20 protein-coding genes are annotated in these 25,382 nt (G+C 45.4%); 2 read left to right on the top strand and 18 right to left on the bottom strand.

Annotated elements, in window-relative coordinates:
- Positions 1–294 precede the first annotated feature (294 nt).
- Positions 295–1,776, top strand: a complete 1,482-nt coding sequence (locus BO18_RS12335) for an MFS transporter (protein ID WP_051688696.1) — start codon at positions 295–297, stop codon at positions 1,774–1,776.
- Complete coding sequence (locus tag BO18_RS12330; protein ID WP_051688695.1) at positions 1,776–2,759, top strand: alpha/beta hydrolase; 984 nt, start codon at positions 1,776–1,778, stop codon at positions 2,757–2,759. The genes BO18_RS12335 and BO18_RS12330 overlap by 1 nt, the downstream gene beginning before the upstream one ends.
- Positions 2,760–2,777: 18 nt before the next feature.
- Here the strand turns inward: BO18_RS12330 and BO18_RS12325 are convergent, their stop codons facing one another.
- The 18 genes from BO18_RS12325 to BO18_RS12240 form a co-directional block, all read right to left on the bottom strand.
- The gene (locus tag BO18_RS12325; protein ID WP_034446525.1) at positions 2,778–3,278 is read right to left on the bottom strand and encodes a shikimate kinase; all 501 of its coding nucleotides are present in this window, start codon (positions 3,276–3,278) and stop codon (positions 2,778–2,780) included.
- A gap of 22 nt (positions 3,279–3,300) precedes the next feature.
- Complete coding sequence (mnmA, locus tag BO18_RS12320) at positions 3,301–4,383, bottom strand: tRNA 2-thiouridine(34) synthase MnmA (protein ID WP_034446523.1); 1,083 nt, start codon at positions 4,381–4,383, stop codon at positions 3,301–3,303.
- Between the two features lie 149 nt (positions 4,384–4,532).
- Positions 4,533–5,471 (bottom strand): exopolyphosphatase, encoded by a 939-nt coding sequence (locus tag BO18_RS12315; RefSeq protein ID WP_081861006.1) that lies wholly within the window; start codon positions 5,469–5,471, stop codon positions 4,533–4,535.
- 111 nt (positions 5,472–5,582) lie between these two features.
- Positions 5,583–6,197, bottom strand: coding sequence for a metallophosphoesterase family protein (locus BO18_RS12310; protein WP_034446519.1), 615 nt, complete (start codon positions 6,195–6,197; stop codon positions 5,583–5,585).
- 9 nt (positions 6,198–6,206) lie between these two features.
- Complete coding sequence (gene rnhA, locus BO18_RS12305; RefSeq protein WP_034446518.1) at positions 6,207–6,695, bottom strand: ribonuclease HI; 489 nt, start codon at positions 6,693–6,695, stop codon at positions 6,207–6,209.
- Positions 6,696–6,776: 81 nt separating this feature from the next.
- Positions 6,777–8,459, bottom strand: a complete 1,683-nt coding sequence (locus BO18_RS12300) for a MutS-related protein (protein WP_034446517.1) — start codon at positions 8,457–8,459, stop codon at positions 6,777–6,779.
- Between the two features lie 3 nt (positions 8,460–8,462).
- Complete coding sequence (locus BO18_RS12295) at positions 8,463–9,764, bottom strand: amidohydrolase (RefSeq protein ID WP_185752417.1); 1,302 nt, start codon at positions 9,762–9,764, stop codon at positions 8,463–8,465.
- Positions 9,765–9,779: 15 nt separating this feature from the next.
- Positions 9,780–10,604 (bottom strand): purine-nucleoside phosphorylase, encoded by an 825-nt coding sequence (locus tag BO18_RS12290; protein WP_034446516.1) that lies wholly within the window; start codon positions 10,602–10,604, stop codon positions 9,780–9,782.
- Positions 10,605–10,683: 79 nt separating this feature from the next.
- Positions 10,684–12,720, bottom strand: coding sequence for a serine hydrolase domain-containing protein (locus BO18_RS12285; RefSeq protein WP_051688694.1), 2,037 nt, complete (start codon positions 12,718–12,720; stop codon positions 10,684–10,686).
- Positions 12,721–12,756: 36 nt separating this feature from the next.
- The gene (locus BO18_RS12280) at positions 12,757–14,652 is read right to left on the bottom strand and encodes a heavy metal translocating P-type ATPase (RefSeq protein ID WP_034446514.1); all 1,896 of its coding nucleotides are present in this window, start codon (positions 14,650–14,652) and stop codon (positions 12,757–12,759) included.
- A gap of 24 nt (positions 14,653–14,676) precedes the next feature.
- Positions 14,677–14,892 carry a cation transporter gene (locus BO18_RS12275; RefSeq protein WP_034446513.1) on the bottom strand — a complete coding sequence of 72 codons (216 nt, stop codon included), beginning with the start codon at positions 14,890–14,892 and terminating at the stop codon, positions 14,677–14,679.
- 24 nt (positions 14,893–14,916) lie between these two features.
- Positions 14,917–15,276 carry an ArsR/SmtB family transcription factor gene (locus BO18_RS12270; protein WP_034446512.1) on the bottom strand — a complete coding sequence of 120 codons (360 nt, stop codon included), beginning with the start codon at positions 15,274–15,276 and terminating at the stop codon, positions 14,917–14,919.
- A gap of 139 nt (positions 15,277–15,415) precedes the next feature.
- Positions 15,416–16,258, bottom strand: coding sequence for a DegV family protein (locus tag BO18_RS12265; RefSeq protein ID WP_034446511.1), 843 nt, complete (start codon positions 16,256–16,258; stop codon positions 15,416–15,418).
- Positions 16,259–16,287: 29 nt separating this feature from the next.
- A complete protein-coding gene (locus BO18_RS12260; protein WP_034446510.1) occupies positions 16,288–17,163 on the bottom strand; it encodes a GGDEF domain-containing protein in 876 nt (291 codons plus the stop codon).
- A gap of 243 nt (positions 17,164–17,406) precedes the next feature.
- Positions 17,407–21,984: a PolC-type DNA polymerase III gene (locus BO18_RS12255; RefSeq protein ID WP_034446509.1), complete on the bottom strand. Its 4,578-nt coding sequence runs from the start codon at positions 21,982–21,984 to the stop codon at positions 17,407–17,409.
- A 28-nt stretch (positions 21,985–22,012) separates the two neighbouring features.
- The gene (ispG, locus tag BO18_RS12250) at positions 22,013–23,074 is read right to left on the bottom strand and encodes a flavodoxin-dependent (E)-4-hydroxy-3-methylbut-2-enyl-diphosphate synthase (protein ID WP_034446507.1); all 1,062 of its coding nucleotides are present in this window, start codon (positions 23,072–23,074) and stop codon (positions 22,013–22,015) included.
- Between the two features lie 21 nt (positions 23,075–23,095).
- A complete protein-coding gene (rseP, locus tag BO18_RS12245; RefSeq protein WP_051688693.1) occupies positions 23,096–24,148 on the bottom strand; it encodes an RIP metalloprotease RseP in 1,053 nt (350 codons plus the stop codon).
- The gene (locus BO18_RS12240) at positions 24,148–25,299 is read right to left on the bottom strand and encodes a 1-deoxy-D-xylulose-5-phosphate reductoisomerase (RefSeq protein ID WP_034446506.1); all 1,152 of its coding nucleotides are present in this window, start codon (positions 25,297–25,299) and stop codon (positions 24,148–24,150) included. The genes rseP and BO18_RS12240 overlap by 1 nt, the downstream gene beginning before the upstream one ends.
- Between the last annotated feature and the right edge of the window lie 83 nt (positions 25,300–25,382).

Below are 25,382 nucleotides of genomic sequence, written 5' to 3'. Positions count from 1 at the left end.
TGAATTTTCAGACTTGAATATAGTAGCGTGCGTTATTATTGTACCTAAACAAAATAGCGGTGTCAAAGGGAAATTTATAGTAGTATAATTTATATGATATAGGTGTCAAAAGTCGAAAATGCGTACATGCTTGCATGTTAAGCATTTTGACTTTATGACCCAAACAAATATGAGGAATTAGCAATTTACGAAGTAAATTTGCGGTTTCCGAATGTTTGTAGAATTGCGAGAATGACTTTGTCATGGAGCAATTCGTATATCATTAAATTCATAACATTTGTTTGGGGGTTATTTATGGGAAAGAAAAAAGAAAACTATGGTCTGCTTAATCAGATCCTCTATGGCATGGCCGAATTCTACAGCGGCGGTGCTTTCGTCATCATCAACACCTTTTTCACGGTGTTTCTAACAAAGGCCCTGGGAATGCCTGCTGCCCTTGCAGGAACCATTCCTCTGGTGGGCAAGATCTGGGACGCTATCACAGACCCAATGATGGGTAATATCACAGACAGGACCGTTTCAAAGTTTGGTCCAAAGAGATTCTACATCATGATCGGCGGAATTGTATCAGCGCTGACCTTCATCGTCATGTGGATCACTCTTCCGACCAAGTCCATCGCAGGTCTTTATGTCTTTTACCTGTTCATGTACTGTCTGTTCTCAACAGGCTTTACTATCATCTCTGTTCCTTACAACGGGCTTTTGCCTGACATGATCGATGATTACACTATTAGAGCCAAGTTCTCCAACGTCAGAATGATCTGGTCAACTCTTGGTTCCATGGTATGTGGCCTTGTGCCCACCTTCATCATCAAGGACAACCTGGACACAGGAGCTTACATGAGATGCGCTCTGCTCTTTGGTTTCCTGTTCTTCGTAACATCAATGGTCACCTTCGCAGGAACCTGGGAACATCCAAAGGCTCCCGTTAAGACAAGCCTCTTAGAGAGCTTTCCTCAGGCAGCCAGCGTATTCAAGAGCCACTCCTTCCGCCTTTTCATCTGCATCTACCTCTTTGGACAGTGCGGAATGGACTTCGTCTCAGGAATGGCTGTATATTACGTTGACGATGTACTGAACGGCTACGGAAACGGCTATTTTACCTACCTTATGGCTGTCATCCTTATTTCACAGCTCCTTGGAATGCTGGTTTGGGGCCCTGTAATGACCAAGACCTCCAAGAAGACCACCATTTTAATCGGTGCACCAATGAGGCTTATCGCAACCTTAGGTCTTTTGTTTATTTCAAAGGAGGGAGCTCCAATAGCACCGATCCTTGTCCTTACAGCCTTTATTGGCTTTGGTAACGCTGCAACACTGACAAGTATCTTTTCAATAATGGCTGATATGGCTGACGTGGATGAGCTTATAACTTCTGTCAGAAGACCCGGCATCGTTTCAGGAATGGCAACCTTTGCACGAAAAATATCATCCGGTACTTCAGCAGCTGTAATCGGCTTCCTGCTGTCAGCTGTTGGCTACGATGAGGTCCTTGCAAACAGCGGTCTTCGCCAGAGCATTGAAACCCAGCACGGAATCGTATATATCTACGTATTTGTTCCTGTTATCCTGATGGCCCTTCTCATCATCTCAGGCATCAAGTTCCCTCTTACAGGAAAAGAGTTTAAGGTTGTTCAGACTGAGATCGCAAGACGCAGAGGTGAGGATTCTTCAAAGATAACACCTGAAGAGATCCAGATCTGTGAAAAGGTTACAGGCCTTAGCTACGACAAGCTCTGGAACATAGATAACACACGTCCCGGAGGGAAAGCATAATGAGTGATATCAAATTTTTAGGTGAAGATGACTTTCTTGAAGTCATGACAACAGAGAATGAAGAATGGAAAAGAAATTTTGTAACTCAGGGCAGTTTTTCCAATCCTGAGGGGCTTAAGTTCAACTACTACATAGCAACTCCCGAAGCTCCAAAGGGCGCAGTTGTTATTGTCCACGGAATGGCTGAATTCTTCGGAAAATACAGAGAATACATCTGGTATCTGTTTAAGGCCGGCTACAAGGTGTTCTTCTTAGAGCAAAGGGGCCACGGCTATTCAGAGGGTAAGGCTCCGGAGCACGATGTGATCTACATCGACAACTATTCCACCTACGTAAGTGACTTGGACTGCTTTATAGAGACAGTAGTTAAGCCAAATACCACAGGTCTTGAGCTGTTCCTTATCGCCCACTCCATGGGCGGTTGTATCGGAACTCTCTACCTTGAGTCCCATCCGGATACCTTTAAGGCTGCTATCCTCTCTTCTCCGATGCTTAAGATGAAGAGCGATAACTACAATCCATTGGTCAAGAGTCTGATAGGTCTGTACGCATTGCTCAGTGGCAAGTCCAAAAAACTTGCCCCAAATCAAAAGCACTTCAGCCCCACTCCGAAGTTCGAAGGCTGCAGTGCTCTATCCCGTGCGAGATTCGATTATCAATTTAATCAGCGAATTGCTGATCCGCATTATCAGATATCTTCTGCCTCCTTTGGCTGGGCAGTTGCCAGCATGAAGGCAACAGATAAAGCCATAAAGGATGCTGATAAACTCAAACTTCCCGTAACAGTCATGACTGCAGGTCAGGATCACCTTATAAGCTCTGAAGGCTACAAGGCCTTTAAGGCCAAGGTTCCTCAGGCAGACATACACCACTACGAGAACTCAAGACACGAGATCTTTAACGCAGATGACGATTCCAGGAAAAGATATTTCGCAGATGTTATCAGTACTCTGGATGGCTACCTGGAAAAAACTTCCACCTGAACAATAATTTCTAAACCTTTATGACAGCTCCCCGAGGATCTTTGCTACAACCTCCTCGAAGCTGTCATTTCCTTCTTCTACAACAATATCCGCATACTTCTCATAAAGAATGCTTCTCTCATTATAGAGGGAAATAAGGGACTGGCCCTCTCTCATAACAACGCCCCTTTGCTTTGCATTTCTAAGGCGCTTTGTAAGGGTATCCATGTCTGCCTTAAGGTAAACAACCCTTCCAATGTTCTTATAGTGATCCATGGCTTCCTTGCCATAGACTACGCTTCCACCGGTGGCGATCACGGTCTTTTGTGCTTCTATTCCGGTGTTTACCCTGTTCTCAATATCAATGAAGCCCTCAACTCCTTCAGTCTCAATGATCTCTGAGAGCTTTCTTCCCTCCTGCTCCTGGATCACCAGGTCAGCATCAATAAAGTTATAGCCAAGAATCTTGGCTAATATTACGCCCATTGTACTCTTTCCTGATGTGGGCATACCTATCAGGATTATGTTGTCTTTTTTCATTTACTCTCCCCTTTTCTTAGATCTATAGACAGATGATTCCGCCTCCAAGTACCGTATCCCCGTCATACAGTACAGCGCTCTGTCCAGGTGTAATGGCGCGCTGAGGCTCATCAAATACTATCTTGGCTTTTCCTTCCGGAAGAATTGTGACTGTGGCAGGCTGTTCTTTGTGTCTGTACCTTATCTTGGCCTGACACCTGAATTCACCTTCCGGAGCGTTACCTGTTATCCAGTTGAAATCCCTTACCAAAAGCTCTTTTTCAAAAAGATCCTCATCATCTGCAAGGATGACTTCGTTTCGGTCAGAATCAATGCGCTTAACGTACAGGCGCCTGTCTGCCGGGATTCCAAGGCCTCTTCTCTGGCCAATGGTGTAATTTATTATGCCATCATGGGTTCCAAGAACGTTTCCTTCAAGGTCCACGAAGTTCCCCTTAGGATACTCCTTGTTCCTGTACCTCTTTATCATGCCGGCGTAGTCGCCATCCGGCACAAAGCAGATATCCTGGCTGTCCTTCTTATGGGAGGTGACAAAGCCGTTCTCATCAGCAATTTCCCTGGCTTCCACCTTGGTAAGCTCTCCTAAAGGAAAGTAGGTGTGACGAAGCTGTTCCTCTGTAAGGTCGTACAATACGTAGCTTTGGTCCTTAGAAAGGTCCTTAGCCTTTTTCAGATAAAAATGTCCGTCCTTTTCCTCAATCCTGGCATAATGGCCGGTAACTATATTATCATATCCAAGCTCTTTTGCCTTCTCATAGAGAATATCAAACTTAAGATATTTGTTGCATCTTATGCAGGGATTTGGCGTCTCCCCGCGCTCATAGCTGCACACAAAGGGCTCTATCACCTTGTCCTGAAACTGGATCTCGTAGTGATAGATGTTGTAAGGGATCCCGATCCGCTCGCAGACCTGCCTGGCATCCTCAGTATCTTTTAAGGAACAGCAGGTACCGAAAAGGTCCTCTCCTATCATGTCATTTTCATAAAGGCGCATGGTGCAGCCCATGCAATCAAACCCATTTTTGACCATAAGCATAGCGGCAACGCTGCTGTCAACGCCGCCGCTCATAGCTATAAGAGCTTTTTTAGTTTCATTTACTACCATAAACTTAAATTACCCGTTGTTAATCTTATCTGCTCAGTCCCCTCGCAGATACGATGCAGAAATCATGAGAATCGACTTCGTCGATGGGATTTCTGCACTTCTGCATCATATTCTCACGCCCTCCGCAGCCAATGCGTCGGGCTGAACTATCAATTATTGTTAATTTTCTCTATAATCTCCGGAAGAATCTGATCGATCTTGTCATTGTCGATCTGGCAGGTTCCGGCATTGGCATGTCCGCCTCCGCCATACTCAAGGCACATCTCACCGATGTTGAATTTTGAAACCTTGTTTATGATGGACTTTCCTATCATAACAGCTGTGTTCTGTTTTTTGAAGCCCCAGGCTACATGAATTGAAATCTCAGCCTCTGGGAACAGAGCGTAGATCATGAAGCGGTTTCCGGCATAAATGATGTCTCCGGCCGCCTTCTGATTTACTACAACAACCTTGCCTTCCATGTGAGATATTTCTTTTAACTGTTTCTTAAACTGCTCTGACTGCTCATTGTAAAGGTCTACTCTCTCCTTAACATCGGGAAGCTGAAGAACTTCATCGATGCTGTGGTTGATACAGTAGTCAATAAGCTCCATCATGAGATCATAGTTGGAGATCCTGAAATTATGGAATCTTCCAAGACCTGTTCTGGCATCCATAAGGAAGTTCATAAGAACCCAGCCCTTAGGATCAAGGATCTCATCCTTAGTAAAGTCGGCAGAATCGCCCTTATCTACTGCTGTCATGATCTCATCAGAAATCCTGTCAAGGGAATATCCGGCATTCTTGTAATAGTTGTAAACAACCCTTGCAGCAGACTTTGCATCGCCCTCAATAAACCAGTTTGTGCTCTCCTTCATATCTGCATTTCTGGTCAGCTCTGACTCATGATGGTCAAAGCACATAAAAACATTCTTGTTATAGGGCAGGTTTGTGGTGATATCGTTATCGGAAAGCTCAACCTTTCCGTCCTGTACGTCCTTGGGGTGAACAAATTTGATCTCTTCGATGAGATTGCACTCCCTAAGGATCATTGCACAAACAAGTCCATCAAAGTCACTACGCGTTACAAGTCTTTTCTTATCGCTCATATTGCCCCCGTTCTTCATTTCTCTGGATGCATGATCAACGTGTCCAACAATAATTATATCACTATTTTGTTTGCGTAAAAACGATTGAAAATATTTTTATATAAAGTTAATTTATTTTGAATCCAAATTATCCAGCCGGATCCACTCCGAAAGGGAAAGAGGCTCGTAATCCGACCTTTTGCAGAAGCAGTTTATCATATTACAGGGGATCTTGCTCTCATGCTCACTGTGAATGGGCGTGTAGTTTGTTTCCCGTATCTGCTGTATGAATTTCTGCAAAAGAACTTCATCCCTGGTTTCATGAACATGACCATATAACATGTAGGTCTTTGGATCTTTGTTGTGACGAAGCCTGTACTGGCCGTTGTAAAAAGGTATGGGATAGTGACAGAGCACCACCTGTCTCTGGGAATCGGTTATCTCCCGGTAGTTGTCTATCCACTCAAACCTGGAGGCATCAAAATCTGCAGCCTTAAGGTACTTGTCATGATTCCCCACAATAAGGCCAATCTTGCCCTTAAGCCTTTTTAAGAGTTCTGCCGTCTCCGGAGCCTTCCCAAGGGACAGATCTCCTATGACAACCACCGTATCCTGCCCAGTGACCTTGTCATTCCACTTTTTTATCATGTATTCATTCATCTCTTCGGGGCTGCCAAAGCCTCTTTTATCCATCTTCTCATTGAGAGCCCCATGGAAGAAATGACAGTCTGCAATATAATAGATCATCTAAATTCCTTACCTGAGATCCCCACCGTCGTCGTGCAAAAGAGTCTCAGGATCACCATCAGCTGCTGAAGTTGCCAGAGCATCACACCTTTCATTCTCAGGGTGTCCTGCGTGGCCCTTCACCCAATTCCAGGTGATCTTGTGGGGTTCTGCAGCCTTTAAGAGCCTCTGCCATAGCTCAACGTTCTTAACAGGCTTTTTTGAAGCTGTCTTCCAGCCGTTCTTCATCCAGGATTTAAGCCATCCTTCCTTAAAGCCGCTGATGACATACTTGGAATCTGAGTACATATCTACCTCGCAGGGTCTGTTAAGATTCTCCAGCCCAACAATGGCACCCAAAAGCTCCATGCGGTTGTTGGTGGTCTTATCATAGCCTGCGCTTATTTCCTTTTCGTGGGCTTCCCCCTTGGAATCCACATAGCGCATAACAACGCCGTATCCTCCGGGACCGTCCGGGTTACCACGGGCTGACCCGTCAGAATATATTTCCACGTGCATTTAATATATGTCCTTTCTAATGTGGTTCTGCTCTCGCTTTGCTCGCCAGAACACGTTCCTGCTAAACTCGAAAAAACCTCGTTAAGTAGTCACAGCCCATTTCCCTTTCACCAGGAAATCATCCGCCATTTTCTGGGCATCCTGAACAATATTCTCGTCATAACCAAGAACTCCCAGGAGCTTGATGGCATTCCTTGTGGTGGCAGGGCCTTGTTTTAGCTTGTAATCGAAGTGTACATCGTTATCAGTCACATCGCCCTCGAAATGATAGATATCGTATTCTTCCTTCAAAAGAGCTGTCAGCTCAATATCATGTGTAGCTGCAAAGCAGGAAACACCCTCTTTTGCCAGCTTTTTAAGGATCTGGGTGGAAGCTGCTATCCTCTCAACAGTATTGGTTCCGCGAAGGACCTCATCCACAAAACAAAGGACTCTGCTGCCTTCCTGGGCCGCTGCATCAAGGATCCTCTTAATTGACTTGATCTCTACGATGTAGTAGCTGTCACCTTCAAAGATGTCATCCTTAAGTGCCATGGAGGAGAATATCCTGTAAAACTCTGCCTTGTACTCTGATCCGATAACAGTGTGGATTGACTGGGCAAGAATAGAATTTATGGCACAGGTCTTAAGGAAAGTGGACTTTCCGGAAGCATTTGATCCTGTAAGGAGAACACCTCTCCCCGTTTCAATATCATTTGCTACAGCATCTTCTATTAGTGGGTGAACAAGCTCTTTTCCCATATATGGGCCCTTAGCAAATTCAGGTATAACGTAGCGTCCCTCAAAGGAAGCCCTGAAGCAGGAGATAGAAACACACGCTTCTATCCTGCCGGTTATCTCCAGGATCTTATCCAGCTTATCCATCTTCTCCACAATGATCCTGAACATCTGATTGAACTTGATGATATCAAGATGAGTCACCATGCGGATGTAGTCCATAACAAGATCTACAGGATTTCCGGAGGAATTGTTTCTGGCGGGAGAAAGGAGAATATCTGCCCCCATCCTGAAGGAAGAGAACTCTGCAGCTGCTTTTTTGAGTTCCTCCATATCCTCTGCAAATACATCCTGCTTAAGAGAAGAGAAATTCTTCACGGAGCTGAGCACTCTCATGATATAGTTGTAGGTCACCAGGTAAGGATCAATATTACTCTTTATCCTAAAATACGAGATGATCTGAACAACCATAAGAATAATCAGTGCTATAAAACCATAGTTGAAATTCACAAAGCACAGCACTATAGCTGCAAGGAGCACCAAAAGCATGATGTAGTGAAAGTTATTGCTGCCCTTGCCAAACTTCTCTAAATAATCAATGTAATCGTAGATTGAATATCTGCTGGTATTCCCTATACGGTGAAATATCAGCTGAATTTTACGTCTGTCCTCATCATTTTTCTGAAGGAAATCCACCTGCTTTTCAAGCTTCTCAAAATCATCCTCCTGCTTAGGGGTTCGGAGCATGTAATAAAGATACTCCTCTCCTGCTGCTGAAAGACAGTAGTTGAGTCTTTTGAAGACACCGTCCATGTTCAGGTCGTTCCAGGTGGTATCATCAATCTGGAAATCATCCTGATGATTCCTGTAAAAACCCGTCACATGGTCCATGTCGTCATTCTTATAGTGTTTGGTGGGGGCCTGTCCGTAGATCCTTGTAAGGATCTTTATCAGGTTCTTTTCTGCAGTTATCTTATCCCTTAGTCCCAGTAAAAAGGCCACCAGGATAAAGAGTCCTACAATTATCAGAATCGCATATAATTCCATATTTTAGCTATATAACCTCTTTGATATTTCGGCTGCCTTAGCATAGATCTCTTCAGGGTCTGCGCCGATATTGAACTGTCCCTTTTCATAGCGGATGATACCACCGATCATGGTCATAAGGACATTTGACTTACTTCCGCTGTAAACAAGGTTCTTTACGATGTTGTTGACGGGCTGCATGTTAGGCTGATGCATATCGATCATTATGATATCCGCAAGCTTGCCCTCTGCAAGATAGTCAGCATCCTTAAGTCCCATGGCATGAGCGCCATTCACGGTAGCCATCTTAAGGACTTCTGCTGCATCAACCTTTGACGCATCCATGTCCTTTAGCTTGGCCAGTCCTGTTACCAGGAACATTTCTCTGAACATATCAAGGCAGTTGTTGCTGGCAGGGCCATCAGTACCGATAGCCACAGGAATTCCATCCTTAAGATACTGGTCAATTGGTGCAATTCCGCTGGCCAGCTTTGTGTTGGAGCCCGGGTTTGTAACAGCATAAAGACCACGCTTTTTCATGATCTCTCTGTCTTTTTCATTGGTCCAGACAACGTGGTATCCGCCACCACCATACTCAAAAAGTCCCAAAGAATCCAGGAATTCAAAAGGAGTCATGCCATAGCGTTCCTGACACTCCTTTGTTTCTTTTTCTGTCTCCTGGATATGAGCCCAGAAGGGAGCCTTATATTTTCTGGTTAGCTCTGCACACTGCTCCAAAAGCTCTTTTGAACAGGTATACTCAGCATGGACCCCAAGAATAAATGAATTATACTCATCTCTTCCGTTGAGCTCGTTGTAGTATCTCTCTAAAAGCTCCACAGACTGGGAGAAATTATTTACACAGCTGGTCTGCACACACCTGAAGCCGCAGTCCCTGAAGGAATCTGCAACGGAGAATGGAGTAAGATACATCTCAAATGCAGCTGTCATGCCGCTTGTAAGGTACTCCATGATTGCAATCTTGCTCAGGTGATATATATCATCTGCAGTCATCTTGGCTTCTATAGGAAAGATCTGGGTTCCAAGCCAGTCCTGCAGCGGAAGGTCATCAGCCTTGGATCTCATCAGGGTCATGGCTGAATGGGTGTGGGCATTCTTAAATCCAGGCATAAGGAGATTGCCCTTGCAGTCTATCTCCCTGTCCCAAACTAAGATTGCATCCTGATGTGAGTCGCAGTAGGTCCGCGCCTCTTCCTCTGTTCCTGCAAATATTATACGGTCTTCTTTGACCCAGACTTCTCCGGTAAAAATCTCTTTTCCCGGCTCCATTGTAAGGATTCTTGCATTGAAAAAGCGAGTTCTCATGCTTTAGCCCCCCTATTAAAATCTCTTGATAGATTCCATTACAAGTTTAGTGAAAAGAGGTGCTGCCTTATCTGCAGCTTCCTGAACCTCCCCGTGGGAAAGAGGCTCTCCGGAAAGTCCTGCTGCCAGGTTACTGATGCAGGATACTCCGCAAACCTTAAGCCCCATATGATTTGCTGCAATAGCTTCATTTACCGTGCTCATGCCAACTGCAGAAACGCCAAGGCTCTTAAGGAGTCTGATCTCTGCAGGAGACTCAAATGAAGGGCCTGTAAGCTGAGCATATACGCCCTCCTGGAGCTTAATGTCATTCTCTTTTGCAACTGTTCTGATGATATCCTGAAGGTCCTTTCTGTAAACCTCAGACATGTCAGGGAATCTTGGTCCCAACTCATCCAGATTGGGTCCAACAAGAGGATTTGGTGCAAAGATTGATACGTGATCTGTGATCAGCATCAGATCCCCTGCATTAAAGCCATCTCCAAGACCGCCAGCTGCATTTGTAAGGAAAAGAATCTTTGCTCCTAAAAGTCCCATGAGTCTTGCTGGCATTACAACGTCTGCCACATCATAGCCCTCATAGAAATGAACTCTTCCCTTCATGCAAACAATCTTAACTTCTCCAAGATATCCAAAGATGAATTTTCCTGCATGTCCTGGAACTGTTGATACAGGGAAGCCCGGAATGTCACTGTAGCTGACCTCTGCCTCAACCTCTATATTCTCTGCAAATGCTCCAAGGCCTGATCCAAGTACCAGAGCAACCTCCGGTTCAAAGGAAGTATATTTCCTTACTGCATCCTTGCATCTGAGTAGCCTTTCATACATTCTGTTTTCCATATTTATTTGCCTCCTTATCAGGTCTTTTCTGGCATGCAAGCATGTCATGGGTTTAGACCTTTGACCCAATCATCACATATCATGATACCTCATTTTCAGGGGTCTCTGCAATCAAGAGGTCATCTGTGCCGGGCAGCTGGTCCTCCTGATTACCCTCAGATGAGTCCTCAAGTCCCAAAAGGTCCACCGGAGTCTCAAGACGTCCGTAAATGGTGGGCTCTACAGTGTTGTTCACTGCATGTCCGATAGCTTCCTTCATACCGCCCTTCATGAACCTTGAGATAATAGCTGATTCCCAGCCTGTACCCTCAATGTTGAAGTTCTTTAAGGTGTCATGGAGCATGTCGGCTCCCGGAGTCTCCCTCATCCTGATCTCTATGCCGCCGGGAAGCGAAGGATGAATAAAGGTTCCCTTCCGGTCTATCCTGTCAACTGCATCATCCAGGAAATAGATATTGAAGGTCCTCATGCAGGCCTCTTCAAGGAAATAAATGTCATTTCTTATGGTGAGGCGGTTGTACTCATCGGTAGTGACCGTAGAATCCAGAGAAACCTTGTAGTTTTCGCTGTGAACGTTTATGTCGCTCACATATCTTTTGCCCCCAAATCCGCAGCGGAGCCTGTAGATCACTTCACCCTCGTAGATATCAATGTAGAAGGCGTTGTCAGGAGTGAGCCTGAAGCCGATCTTCCTCATTCCGTCAGTGAAGTTGTTGTGGACCACCTGCATCATTATGGGTAAAAGACCTACTCCCGTGGTATCCAGGTCGTATACCTTCCCATCCAGCTTCGTAAGCCACTTCTGAATCAGCTGATTTTCATTTCTTATGTTAAAAGAGCTAACGGCGGACTTGAAGTCATGCTTCTTCCCCGGAAGCTTTATGTCTCTGTTTCTGGTAGAGCCGGTGGTCATCTTTACAGTTCTGTTTTTCCAACCGCCTCCTGCGATAACAGGGAAATCCGCATTTCTTCCGCTTACAGATTTGCAAATAGCCTTAAGCTCAGAAAGAGCCACAAAATCCTCAGGCAGCGGCTCATCAGAAACCACTATCTCATTCTTCATCCTGTCACGGATCTTAACAGCCATGCTGCTGGTCTGGAATACATCTGCATTTCCTGCATTTGTCACCACAACCATGTCAAGGTCAGGGTAAACAAACACGTTCTGGCCCATCATTCCGTTGTAGGCAAAGGAGCCTGGTCTGTCATCATTTATCCAAAGCTGATAGCCGTAGTGGGCATTGTCATCGCTTCCTGTCTCAATCTGCCAGGAGGTAGACTCAGTAACCCATTCCTCAGGCACTATCTGCTGATCATTCCATCTGCCTTTCTGGAGATAGAGCTGACCAAGCTTAGCCATATCCTCTATTCTCATGAACATGCCCCAGCCGCCCTTTGTGATGCTCTGTGGGCAGCTCTCCCAGAAGACTCTCTTGATGCCCATGGGATCAAATATCCTCTCCTTGCAGAAATCAAAGAGAGACTGTCCTGTGATCTCAGTCACAATGGCAGAAAGCATGTAGGTATTCATGCTGTTATATTCAAATCTGGTTCCGGGATCGAACTTAAAGGAAGCATCCAGAAAGCTCTTTCTCCAGTCATTTCCACTGACAGCTCCGATCTCATTAAACTCGACGCCGCTGGACATGGTAAGAAGGTTCTTTACTGTCACCGTCTTTCTGAAAATGCTAAGAGGACCAAGCCTTGGGGCAAATATATCTCCAAGCCTGTCATCCAGCGAAAGCTTACCCTCACCCATAAGTATCCCTATGGCCATTCCTGTGACAGACTTGCACATGGAATAGGTCACATGCCACATCTCCATGTCATAGGGTTCAAAGGCGCACTCTGCGATCACCTTCCCGTGACGAAGGGCGATGAACTTGTGCATCTTGCAATCCCTGTCCATCTCCAGATCCCTGATAAGCTCAGTAAAAAAAGCAGAGCTTACGCCCTGGGATTCCGGAGAGGATCTCTCCAGAAACTGTTCATCAGGGAAGGAAAGCGAGATGAAAGCCGGTTTCTGTGGTGAAAAGTCCACCTTACTGATCTCGCCGGTCTGTCTGGCGACCATCTTCATCAAAAGCTCTCCAACGTAAAGTTCTGCTCTTGGCATATCTATATTACCTCCATGAGGGTTAATTTTTGAGGATCAGTCCTTTAAAGCCCTCATGGAATTAAGTATTGCTATAACTGCTACTCCAACATCTCCGAATACTGCAAGCCACATGGTAGTTAGTCCCAGGGCGCCCAGAATAAGGATGATGATCTTGACTGAGAGGGCAAAGACTATGTTTTCTTTTACGATCCTTACAGTCTTACGGGCGATCTTCATAACTGAAGAGATCTTCCTGACATCGTCATCCATGATGACAATATCCGCTGCCTCTATAGCAGCATCAGATCCCATAGATCCCATGGCGATTCCCACATCCGCTCTCATTAGTACAGGGGCGTCATTGATTCCATCGCCAACAAACGCAAGCCTGTTACCATTATCATCTTTTGAAAGCATTTTTTCAACTGCACTGACCTTGTCAGCGGGAAGAAGGCCTGCCTTCACATCATTTATTCCAACCTGATCAGCCACATGCCGGGCAATTGTCTCATTGTCTCCAGTGAGCATGACAGCTCTTTTAACTCCCAGGTCGTAGAGGGAAGCTATGCCCTCCTTGATTCCGTCCTTAATAGCGTCTGCGATCACGATGCTGCCAGCGTAGAAGCCGTCGTAGGATACGTAGACAACAGTGCCTGCGGCCTCATCTAAAAGACCTATTGACGCAGGGACATTGATCAGCTTGTCGTTACCAACCAAAAGCTCTTTTCCATCAAGGATCGTGCTGATACCATTTCCTGCAATCTCCTTGGTCTGAGCCTCATCAATGTGAGAAGGATCAGGCTTTGCGCCGTCGTTGCGCTCAGCGTAGCAGGCAAGGATGGATCTGGCAATGGGGTGATTTGAATACATTTCACCATAAGCTGCCAGAGAAAGGAGCTGGTCTTCTGTAATATCTGACTGGGTTGAAGGTACGATCTCGCTTACCTTAAACTCGCCCTTTGTGATGGTTCCTGTCTTATCAAATACAACAGTATCAACCTGTGCTACAGCCTCAAGGAAGTTGCTGCCCTTAACAAGGACACCCTTCTTGGAGGATGCTCCGATTCCGCCAAAGAAACCAAGAGGAACCGAAATAACCAGTGCACAAGGACATGAAACTATAAGGAAAATACATGCTCTTCTTATGCTGTCAGAAAAAGGTATCTGGCCAAGAAGCGGAGGGATCACTGCAAGCAGTACTGCTCCGATAGTAACAACCGGGGTGTAGTACCTGGCAAACCGTGTGATGAAGTTCTCCATTCTGGATTTCTTATTGCTGGCATTCTCAACGAGATCAAGGATCCTTGCAACAGTTGAATCCTCGTAAGCCTTATCAACCTTTACCTTAAGGATTCCTTCGCCGTTTACGCAGCCACTGATAACGCTGTCGCCCTCTGCTGCCCTTCTGGGAACAGACTCACCAGTAAGTGCTGCAGTGTCTACAAAGGACTCACCTTCAATAACTGTACCGTCCAGCGGGATCTTCTCTCCTGCTCTTACCAGTATGATATCGCCTACACTTACTTCCTCAGGGTCAACCTCATTTACCTGGCCATCCTCACCTACAAGATTTGCATACTCTGGTGCAATACTCATAAGATCAGTTATAGACTGTCTGGACTTTCCAACAGCATAGCTCTGGAAAAGTTCGCCCACCTGGTAAAAGAGCATTACCGCCAGTGCCTCTGAGTACTCTCCAATGCCAAAAGCTCCGAAGGTCGCGATCATCATAAGGAAGTTCTCATCGAAAACCTGTCCGTGACTGATATTGATAACTGCCTTCCTGATGACATCATATCCTATGATTCCATAGGGGATCAGGTAAATGATAAGCTTAATAAACCAGGGCAGTGGCTCAAGGATGCCGATCTTATCAAGGATAAGAAGGATGGCAAAAAGTACCAGCACAATAAGTATTCTGTTTCGGGTCTTTTTTTGTTTCTTGGTCATGGCTGACCTCCTTGAATCCTAATCTTATTTTTCGATAGAGCAGTCCGGCTCAACCTTTTTGCAAGCTTTTACTGCATCATCAAAAACCTTATCAAATACGTCGTCTGCTGCCTCCAATGTAAACTTCTGAGTCATGAAATTAACTCTGGCGCTAACAACTCCATCGATCTTCTTTACAGCCTCTTCCATCTTTGCTGCACAGTTTGCACAATCAACCTCACACTTAAATGTTTTCTTCATAATTCTTTCCACCTTTCCTTTTCTTTATTCTTCAATATGATTTATTCCCTGATCTATGATGGTCCTTACATGCTCATCTGCAAGGAAATAAATAATCTGCTTGCCTTCACGGCGATTTCCTACAAGCTTACTCTGCTTCAGGATCTTAAGCTGATGGGATATGGCTGACTGGGTCATGTCCAGGCTCTCAGCTATATCACACACACACATCTCCTGCTCAAATAGAGCAAACAGGATTCGGATTCTTGTGGAATCCCCGAACACCTTAAAAAGCTCAGCCAGGTCATACAGCTTATCTTCATCAGGCATTTCTCTGTGAACCTTCAGCACCACTTCACTGTGCTTATGCACCACTTCGCAATGCTCTACATCATTTATGGACATATGCTCTTCCTTTCCGTTATCCCTTCAACATTTCAACATATGAATAACTGTTCATATGTTGAATATAAACCTCCGCTCAACAATTGTCAACACCTTTTAAATAAAAAAATGTCAGGGAAAAAAATCCCTGACATCTTAGTTACTGCGCTATAAACAATACTCCCAAGGTTCCCGGACCACAGTGGGATGAAACTACAGAACCTGCTCTGGTCTCCAATATCTCATCAAAGTGGTTCAGACCCTCAAGGTACTGCCTGACCATACCTACTATCTCTTCATCGCACCCTGAATGAGTTATAAATACCCTCTCTTTTCTGGCGCTCTTAAGGTCAGCTTCCATGTCCTTTACATAGTCCATGACATACTTCTTGCTGTTTCCTCTGTATTTCTTTTCAGCATGCATTGCACCATCAATTACAGCAATCCTAGGATGTAGCTTAAGGGCTGTACCGGCAAGAGCAGCAAGTCCTGAGCATCTTCCGCCGCGGTGCAGATAAACCAAAGTATCTACAACGAAGCTTGCCCTGACTTTACTCTTGATAGCTTCTATATCTGCAACGATCTCGGCAGCTGTCTTTCCCTCTTTTGCCATCTGAGCAGCACGAAGGACCTGAAGTCCTATACCTGTTGAAAGGTTTGCGGAATCTATTACATGGACTCTGTCAGCCATACGGTAATTGTCGGCTGCAAGTCTTATATTGTGAAAGCTGACTGACATGGAGGATGAAATGGCAAATACCACGTACTCATCATCCCCCTTGGGGTCCAGCATCTTTCCGATAACTTCTACACTGGGAGCGGCGGTCTTAGGTGTCTCGCCGTGTTCATCAGACCACTTGTAAAGATCCTCCGGTGTGATGTTTATTCCGTCCAGGTACTCCTCTTCCCCAAGTCTTACAAAGAGAGGGATTATACCGACGTTATATTTTTCCAAAAGCTCTTTTGACAGATCACAGGTACTGTCTGATAGTATCCTTACCATCGTATTCCTCCAAGGTCTTCGTACCTAATTTAACCTACATTCTTGTAGATTACAATATTCTTTCCATGCTGCTTTCCGTAATACATTCTCTCATCAGCAGTTTTTATGATCTCTTCAGCACTCTCAAAATCACCCTGATATTCCACAAGGCCTATGGTTATGGTCTTGTGAATGCGCTTGTTATAGAAAACCGTAGGAGTAGTTTCTATAAGCGTCCGGAGGGATTCCATTGCCTGTCTGGCGGTGTCAAAATCGTAGTCATTAAGGAGAATGACAATCTCCTCGCCTCCCCATCTGCAGACATCACATTCCGGCAGCTCTTTTTCAATGGTCCTGGAAATATTCCTTAAAACCTCATCGCCGCAATCATGACCGTAGGTATCATTTATCCGCTTGAAATTATCAATGTCACAAAAGGCGATACAGAAATGCTCATTCGTATCTTCCATACGCTTTTTTACCAAAGGCAAAAAGCCGCGTCTGTTGAGAAGCTGTGTCAGAGTGTCCTTATTGGCATCCACAGCCAGCTGCTCGTTCTGCAGCTCCAGTGATAACATCTCACCTTCACTTGAATAAATATAGATTGTGTTATAGAAGATCATGGAAAAGACCATAACAAAGGTTGAGAAGATCATCATGGTCATTCTCATTGGCGCTGCCAGAACAAAAACCGGAACTGCCTTTGAAAACAAGGTATACAGCACCACAAACAAAATATAGTTCAGAGCCAGAAAGAAGACTATCAGCCATCTTTTTGGTCCCTTAAACAAAAAGCATCCAAAGTAGATGATAATAGGAACTATTGAAAACAAAAAGTTACAGGATCCACTGTCCCATCCTATGAAATATACCCCAAGCGCCGAATATATCGTTACTTCCAAAAGGATGCTGATATATACCGGCATGATATACCCCACTTTACACAGTATCACGCAAAAGAGATATACTATGACGCTGAGTATATTGAAAAACATCAAAGGTGGTACATCCGCTATAAGTGTAAGAATCAGAAGCACCACGTGTACCAGACACATGATGGATACAGTAAACAGGAACCCATTATGAACAAGAAAATGCAGCGTATTATCTATAATGCTTTTGTTTTTCAATGCCTTTTACCTCTGCAATAATTATTCCTACCTTTTATCTTACATCCCCTTCATCAAATCGAACAGAGAAATCTGGTTAGAATCCGGAATATCTCCCAAAAGTCCCATGTTGGCCATCTTATCAATAACAGTCTGAGGGCACTTGGTGCGCTGTCTGAAGTCATCCTTTGAAAGGAAAGGACCATCCTTGGCTGCTTCCACGATCTGGTCTGCAGCCTTCTCACCCATACCATCGATACTGGTAAGGGAAGGCATGATCTTGTCATCAATCACCTGAAACTCTCTGGATTTTACACGGAAAATGTCGATAGGCATGAATTCGATGCCTCGCTCGTACATCTCCTCAACCAGTCTCATATCGCCGTACTCCGCCTGTTGGGCGTTACTAAGCTCGTCCTTCCTGTTTGCATAGTCCCTCATGATGCTGTGAAGGTGGTTCTCACCCTGGCACATGTGCTCATAGTTGAAGGCCTTTGCTCTTATACTGAACCAGGCTGCATAGAACGCCTGTGGCATATAAACCTTGAAATACGCAATTCTCCAGGCCATCATAACGTAAGCTGCTGCATGGGCCTTAGGGAACATGTACTTGATCTTCTGACAGGACCAGATGTACCAGTCAGGCACACCATGATCGATCATATCCTGCTTCCAGGTATCCCAGTTGCTCTCCTTGCCCTTGGCAACCTTACCCTTACGAACAGCCTCCATGATCTTGAAGGACTCTGACTTATCCAGTCCCTTCTGGATCAGGTAGATCATAATATCGTCACGACAGCAGATACAGGTATCAATTGTAGCCTTACCCTCCTGGATCAGGGTCTGAGCATTGCCGAGCCATACGTCTGTACCGTGGGACAGACCCGAAATCCTTATGAGATGGGAAAGAGATTTCGGCTGGGCATCGATAACCATCTGCATAGCGAAGTCTGTTCCAAACTCAGGAAGTCCAAGACATCCAAGCTTGGTTCCTCCGATCTGATCCGGAGTGACACCAAGAGCTTCTGTATTCATGAAAAGACTCATTACCTTCTTGTCATCCAGTGGCACAGTCTTGGGATCCATCCCTGTGCAGTCCTGCAAGAACCTTATCATGGTAGGATCATCATGTCCGAGAATATCAAGTTTCAAAAGGTTATGGTCAATTGAGTGGTAATCATAATGTGTGGTAATGGTGGCCGTTGTCATATCGTTGGCCGGGTGCTGAACAGGACAGAAGGAATTGATATCCTCTCCCACTGGAAGAACTATGATTCCTCCCGGGTGCTGACCTGTACCACGTCTTATACCGGTACAGCCCTGAACTATTCTGTTTATCTCGCTCTTTCTCTTGCTGACTCCAAGTGCGTCATAGTACTTCTTAACGAAACCATAAGCAGTCTTATCAGCCAGTGAAGCAATAGTTCCAGCTCTGAAGGTCTGACCGTAACCAAAGATAACCTCCGTATATTTGTGAGCCTTTGACTGGTACTCACCGGAGAAGTTAAGGTCGATATCAGGCTCCTTGTCTCCCTTGAATCCAAGGAAGGTCTCGAAAGGAATATCAAAGCCGTCCTTGTAAAGCTTAGTTCCGCACTTAGGGCACATCTTGTCAGGCATATCACAGCCCGAGTTACCACCGAAAGCCAAAACCTCAGGTGAATCAAAATCACTGTACTTACAGTTAGGGCACACATAGTGTGGGCTTAAGGAGTTAACCTCCGTAATTCCCGAAGTAAATGCCACGAAGGAAGAACCAACGGATCCTCTGGAACCTACCAGATATCCGTCCTCATTGGACTTCCAAACCAGCTTCTGGGCAATGATATACATAACGGCGAAACCGTTCTTGATAATTGAATTAAGCTCCCTCTCAAGACGCTCCTTAACTATCTCGGGAAGCTCCTCTCCATAGATCTCATGGGCCTTGTCGTAACAGATCTTTGTCAGGATCTCATCGGAATTTTCAATGACAGGGGCACACTTATCAGGACGTACCGGGGATATGGAATCGCACATATCCAGGATGCGTCTGGTATTATCGATGACGATCTCTTTTGCCTTGTCTCCTCCAAGATAATCGAATTCCTCCATCATCTCGTCAGTGGTCCTCAGGAAAAGAGGTGCCGGCTCCTCGTCATTCATTCCCTTACCGGCCATGATTATAGTCCTGTAGATCTCATCCTCAGGATTCAGGAAATGAGCGTCACAGGTGGCAACAACAGGTTTGCCAAACTGTTCACCAAGGTGAACGATTTCTTTATTTATTTCACGGATATCATCATCACTGTTGATATCCTCGTATCTCTCGGAGTCAACCATGAAGTGGTTGTTGGCTACAGGCTGGATCTCCAGGTAGTCGTAGAAGCTGACGATCCTTGAGATCTCCTGGGGAGGTCTTCCCTCCACAACAGCGCCATAAAGCTCACCTGCACAGCAGGCTGAACCAACAATAAGTCCCTCTCTGTACTTGATAAGCTCACTCTTAGGTATAAGAGGGAATCTTCTGAAGTAGTCTATATGTGACTTGCTGACCAGGGTGTAGAGATTGACTCTGCCCAGTGTATTCTTAGCAAGGATAATGCAGTGGTTAGGGCGAAGGTGCCTTATCATCTCAGGTGTGGGCTTACCAAGGATATTGACCTGAGTTAAGTCCTCAGCTCCCTGTTCCTTTAGCATTGGCAGAAACTTGTTGAAGATAAGGGCTGTACACTCCGCATCATCAACAGCTCTGTGGTGGTGACCAAGAACGATGTTAAGCGTCTTGGCAACTGTATCCAGAGTGTGCTTCGCCTGCAACGGGAAGAAATATCTTGAAAGCCACAAAGTATCAACGGTCGTATAATCCGCAGGTATTCCCAGATCCTCGCAGTTCTGGTTGATGAAGCTGATATCAAAGGCTACGTTATGTCCTACAAGGACAGCTCCTTCACAGAACTCCACAAACTTAGGAATGATCACTTCCCTGGTGGGAGCTCCCATTACCATCTCATCAGTGATGCTGGTGAGTTTCTCAATCCTGTAGGGAATTGGAACCTTTGGATTTATGAACTCAGAAAAGCGGTCTATGATCTCACCGTTACGGATCTTTACCGCACCGATCTCAATGATCTTATTCTTTATAGGCGAAAAACCTGTGGTCTCAATATCAAATACTACAAAGGTGGTGTCATCCAGCTTCTGACCCTTGTCGTTTACTACTATCTCCTTCAGGTCATCAACTACATAAGCCTCTACACCAAGGACCAGTTTAAAGAAATCCTGACGGTCGATAGGAGGCTCACCTGCCTCTTTCCTTCTGCTCTTTTCAGCGCCGTAGAGATCCTCCCAGACGTGGTTTGCATCTGTAAGGGACTGAACAACGCCGTGGTCAGTAATGGCGATACCGGGCATTCCCCACTTGTAGGCCTGCTTTACTATATCCTTAACTTCTGAAACGCCATCCATATCACTCATCTTGGTATGGCAGTGAAGCTCTACTCTCTTAACCTCAGCATGATCCACACGCTTGGTGGTAAAGTCAGGAATCTTCTTTACTCCCACAACTGACTGGATGGAAAGCTCATGGTCAAACTTATCCACAGCAGCAATACCTTTGATCTTAACAAAGGCTCCCATCTTGATGTCCTTAGTAATGGCAGGAACATCCTCAGTATTTACAAACATCTTTACAGCGATGGAATCTGTGAAATCAGTAACTGCAAAGATAAGGATAGACTTCTCGTTTCTGATATCTCTTTTATCAAACTCAATGATCTGACCATGGATGGTTACTTCACCAAGCTCTCCCACGAGGTCAACGAGCTTCATGGCCTCATCGTCAAAGTCACGGCCAAAGAGAACATCAGGGTTATCGGATCTCTTGTAGCTTCCTCCGAAATCTCTTTTGCCAAAGGTCTTACCCTTGGTAAAGCCGCCATCAGCCTGACCTGTGGTGGCAGGCTTTGAAGCTGCAGCATCTGCCTTGGGAGCAGGGCTCTTTTCAGAACTTCCTGAAGCCTTTGCTGCTTCCTTAGCTTCCTTCTTCTGCTGCTTTTCAAGGGCCTTTTCTCTCTCCTGCTCCTCAACTTCCTCAAGCCTCTTGGCCATCTTGGAGGATTCTTCGGAGTAGTCTGGCTCCTTGTTCTCCTTCTCAACCTCTATAAATTCAGGGGAAAAGACAACTGAAAGTCCGCAGCGCTCGTTGAAAATCTTGGAGAGAACACGGATCAGGTCAGGGGCCTTCTTCTTGCCCACAACGCTGTTCTCCAGCTGCATGACAACATTGCCCTCATCTGGGTAAAGAAAATTAGCCGCGCGAAAAAGACTATACTCCATATGGTCATAGTCTTTTAGCTCCAGCTCTATACTCTCTCTGTAGATATCCAGCAGATTCTCAGGGGTGTACTGCGCCGAAAGGCTGAATTTCTCATAGATCTTGATGGTTATATCCTGTTCGCCAAAAAGCTGCTTCTTGATGCTGGTCTCTGTCTTGACGATGTCCGACTTATCAATAAGCTTATTGCTGGCGATGTATATCCTTATAAAATCCTGCTTACGGGTTGTAGAAACCTTTACAACCTCAGTCTGCTCCATGATCTCACTGGTGTCCTGGTCCAGCTTCAAAGCAGGAAAAACTTCAAAAAACGACTTCCCCATAAAAACAAAACCTCAAAACTATTACCTGTTACTTAGATGGCCAGCTATCCAACTCATCCTTTAAAGTGGACAAAAGCTCGTCCTCTTTAACCTTCTTTATTACTTCTCCGCCTTTAATGAGTAGTCCCTCACCTACTCCTCCGGCAATTCCTATATCTGCTTCCCTGGCTTCTCCGGGGCCGTTAACTGCGCAGCCCATTACAGCAACCTTGATATCAAGATCATAGCCCTGAACCATGGTCTCTACCTGATTAGCCAGTCCGATAAGATCGATCTTTGTTCTTCCACAGGTAGGACAGGAAACAACTTCGATTCCTCCTGTTCTCATACCAAGGGTCTTAAGGATCATCTTGGCAGACTTGATCTCCTCAACAGGATCACCTGAAAGAGAAACTCTTATGGTGTCACCAATGCCCTTATTAAGGATGATTCCAAGGCCAACAGCTGACTTGATGTTTCCTCCGTAAACTGTGCCGGCTTCTGTGATTCCCACGTGAAGAGGATAGTTACACTTTTCTGCCAGCAGCTCATGAGCCTCTACACAGAGCATAACATTGGAGGACTTAATGCTGACTACCATATTGTCATAGCCAAGATCCTCGATTATTCCGATCTTATCAAGGGCGCTCTCCACAAGTCCCTTTGCTGTAACGCCGCCATATTTCTCAACCAGGTCTTTTTCCAAAGAACCACTGTTAACGCCAACTCTGATAGGGATATTTCTTTCCTTTGCACAGGATACTACAGCTGCGATCCTGTCTTTTGATCCGATATTTCCCGGATTGATCCTGATCTTGTCAGCGCCGTTTTCCATGGCAGCAATGGCCATCTTATAGTCAAAATGGATATCCGCAACAATTGGAATATGGATCTGCTTCTTTATCTCAGAAAGAGCTTTTGCAGCCTCAAGAGTGGGAACTGTGCTCCTTATGATCTCGCAGCCGGCCTCTTCAAGGCGCCTTATCTGGGCAACTGTAGCTGCCACATCCTCAGTCCTTGTGTTGGTCATGGACTGGATAAGAACGGGATTACCTCCTCCGATCACTCTGTCGCCAATATGTATCACTTTAGTATTGTCACGATATGCCATGTTGTGCGCCTCCACGCAAAATTACCTTGTAAATTTACTAATGTCATTAAACAGTATAAACACCATCAGTCCCATGAGAGCTATCATGCCGATCATGTGCACAAATCCCTCTTTTTCTGCGGGAACAGGTTTACCTACGATAACTTCTATAAACTGGAACACCAGTCTTCCGCCGTCCAGAGCCGGAAGGGGAAGAAGGTTCATAACTCCCAGGTTAATGGAAAGAAGCACCGTAAGTGACAGCATCGTAAGGATCACTGCCGAAATGCCATAGGGTCTTACCTCGTCATAGGTGTCATCCACCATCTTTACCATTCCCACAGGTCCGGATACATCGTCCTTTGATAGCCTTCCCTTTACCAAAAGTGCAAGGCTTCTGTAGGTGTTCTTGAAATAATACCGTACCTGATACCAGGCGTACTTAAGGGCCTGTGGTCCTTCTATGGCTCCATACTCTCCCAGATAAATTCCCATGTAGTAACGGCCGGCCTCTTCGCTGTACTTAGGTAAAATAGTGGTCTCATGTCTTTCACCGTCTCTCTCATAGACGATATCCATAGGGCTTCCTTCAGCAAACTGCGAGATCAAAGTTACCTCTGCAGCCATGTAGACCTTTTCGCCGTCAACGCTGATGATCTTATCCCCGGGAAGCATTCCTGCCTCCTGAGCTGCTGAGTCCTCTGTCATCTGAGAAATAACAGGAAAATCCCAGGCTGAAAAAAGCACCAGTACCACTGCCAGAATGTAACCGATCAGGAAGTTGGCGAAGGGTCCACCAAAGAGTGTGGCAATCCTTCTCCAGACAGGAGCGTTTAAAAAGGATCTCTCGTCATAGCCTTCCTTCTCCTCCGCCAAGGGATCCATGCCGTCAAAGACACAGGCTCCACCTATGGGAAGAAGCTTTATGCTGTACAGAGTCTCACCCTTTTGCTTTTTCCAAAGGGTAGGTCCCATTCCGATGAAAAACTCATTAACTCTTATGCCTCCTGCCTTGGCAATAAGGAAATGCCCCAATTCATGGGAGGTCACAAGGAGTCCAAACATTAAGAAAAAAATCAGTATACTAATTGCCATTATATGTTGTACTTCTTTCCAAGGAATTCATAGGTCTCCTGCTCTGCTGCAAGAATTTCAGCCACAGTAGGATTCTCGATCCTCTTGTGGTGCTCCATAGCTTCCTCTATCATGCTGTAGATCTCAAGATACCTGATGTCGCCCTTAAGGAATCTCTTTACCGCCATCTCATTGGCAGCGTTAAATACTGTAGGCATGCTGCCACCTGCTCTTGCTGAATCAAAGGCAAGGGCAAGACCTCTGAAGGTATCAGTGTCAGGCTTTTCAAAGGTAAGAGAACCAAGTTCAAACAGATCAAGTCTCTTTTCATTCATAGGTCTTCTATCCGGGTAAAAGAGTGCGTACTGGATAGGAAGCTTCATATCAGGAACTCCAAGCTGTGCGATCACTGCACCGTCAGTAAACTGAACTGCACTGTGAACAATGCTCTGGGGGTGTACTACTACCTGGATCTGATCAAGGTCTACTCCAAAGAGCCACTTGGCTTCCATAACTTCCAGTCCCTTGTTGACCAGGGATGAGGAATCTATGGTAACCTTTGGTCCCATATCCCAGTTAGGGTGCTTAAGGGCATCTGCTGCTGTCATGTTCTCCAGCTCAGATCTCTTTTTCCCTCTGAAGGGTCCGCCGCTGGCTGTAAGAAGGATCTTCTCCACCTTATCCTTTGGCTCTCCGTTAAGTGACTGGAAAATAGCGCTGTGCTCTGAATCCACAGGAAGGATCTGCACATTCTTTTCCTTTGCAAGAGGCATGATGATATGTCCTGCACAAACCAGAGTCTCCTTGTTGGCAAGAGCGATGTCCTTTCCACTTTCAATTGCACGGATGGTAGGCTGAATACCGATCATTCCAACAACTGCAGTAAGGACTGTATCTGCTTCAGGGACGGATACTATCTCAAGAAGTCCATCCATGCCTGTAAGTACCTTGATGCCGGTATCTGAAATCTTCTCCTGCAGCTCTTTTGCCGCAGATTCACTATACATACAAACGTACTTAGGCTTAAATTCCCTGACCTGTGCCTCTACATCAGCCACTCTGCTGTTGGCTGCAAGACCGATTACTTCCAGCTCAGTGGGGTTATTTCTTACAACATCCAGAGTCTGGGTCCCGATGGATCCCGTTGACCCAAGTAAAACTATCTTTCTCATCTGATTACCTCGTAACAAAGTCCTATTACATAAAAAGCACCCTGTACTGGTGTCCCAAACAGGATGCTACAATTCAAAAAAAT

It is taken from the genome of Butyrivibrio sp. AE2032 (assembly GCF_000702965.1).
Note: the sequence above shows the minus strand (reverse complement) of the source record. Positions and strands in the feature narration are given on the sequence as shown.

Coding starts and splice junctions, on each gene's coding strand:
- BO18_RS12335 (WP_051688696.1), top strand. CDS start 295: ATGGGAAAGAAAAAAGAAAACTATGGTCTGCTTAATCAGATCCTCTAT.
- BO18_RS12330 (WP_051688695.1), top strand. CDS start 1,776: ATGAGTGATATCAAATTTTTAGGTGAAGATGACTTTCTTGAAGTCATG.
- BO18_RS12325 (WP_034446525.1), bottom strand. CDS start 3,278: ATGAAAAAAGACAACATAATCCTGATAGGTATGCCCACATCAGGAAAG.
- mnmA (WP_034446523.1), bottom strand. CDS start 4,383: ATGGTAGTAAATGAAACTAAAAAAGCTCTTATAGCTATGAGCGGCGGC.
- BO18_RS12315 (WP_081861006.1), bottom strand. CDS start 5,471: ATGAGCGATAAGAAAAGACTTGTAACGCGTAGTGACTTTGATGGACTT.
- BO18_RS12310 (WP_034446519.1), bottom strand. CDS start 6,197: ATGATCTATTATATTGCAGACTGTCATTTCTTCCATGGGGCTCTCAAT.
- rnhA (WP_034446518.1), bottom strand. CDS start 6,695: ATGCACGTGGAAATATATTCTGACGGGTCAGCCCGTGGTAACCCGGAC.
- BO18_RS12300 (WP_034446517.1), bottom strand. CDS start 8,459: ATGGAATTATATGCGATTCTGATAATTGTAGGACTCTTTATCCTGGTG.
- BO18_RS12295 (WP_185752417.1), bottom strand. CDS start 9,764: ATGAGAACTCGCTTTTTCAATGCAAGAATCCTTACAATGGAGCCGGGA.
- BO18_RS12290 (WP_034446516.1), bottom strand. CDS start 10,604: ATGGAAAACAGAATGTATGAAAGGCTACTCAGATGCAAGGATGCAGTA.
- BO18_RS12285 (WP_051688694.1), bottom strand. CDS start 12,720: ATGCCAAGAGCAGAACTTTACGTTGGAGAGCTTTTGATGAAGATGGTC.
- BO18_RS12280 (WP_034446514.1), bottom strand. CDS start 14,652: ATGACCAAGAAACAAAAAAAGACCCGAAACAGAATACTTATTGTGCTG.
- BO18_RS12275 (WP_034446513.1), bottom strand. CDS start 14,892: ATGAAGAAAACATTTAAGTGTGAGGTTGATTGTGCAAACTGTGCAGCA.
- BO18_RS12270 (WP_034446512.1), bottom strand. CDS start 15,276: ATGTCCATAAATGATGTAGAGCATTGCGAAGTGGTGCATAAGCACAGT.
- BO18_RS12265 (WP_034446511.1), bottom strand. CDS start 16,258: ATGGTAAGGATACTATCAGACAGTACCTGTGATCTGTCAAAAGAGCTT.
- BO18_RS12260 (WP_034446510.1), bottom strand. CDS start 17,163: ATGCCGGTATATATCAGCATCCTTTTGGAAGTAACGATATATTCGGCG.
- BO18_RS12255 (WP_034446509.1), bottom strand. CDS start 21,984: ATGGGGAAGTCGTTTTTTGAAGTTTTTCCTGCTTTGAAGCTGGACCAG.
- ispG (WP_034446507.1), bottom strand. CDS start 23,074: ATGGCATATCGTGACAATACTAAAGTGATACATATTGGCGACAGAGTG.
- rseP (WP_051688693.1), bottom strand. CDS start 24,148: ATGGCAATTAGTATACTGATTTTTTTCTTAATGTTTGGACTCCTTGTG.
- BO18_RS12240 (WP_034446506.1), bottom strand. CDS start 25,299: ATGAGAAAGATAGTTTTACTTGGGTCAACGGGATCCATCGGGACCCAG.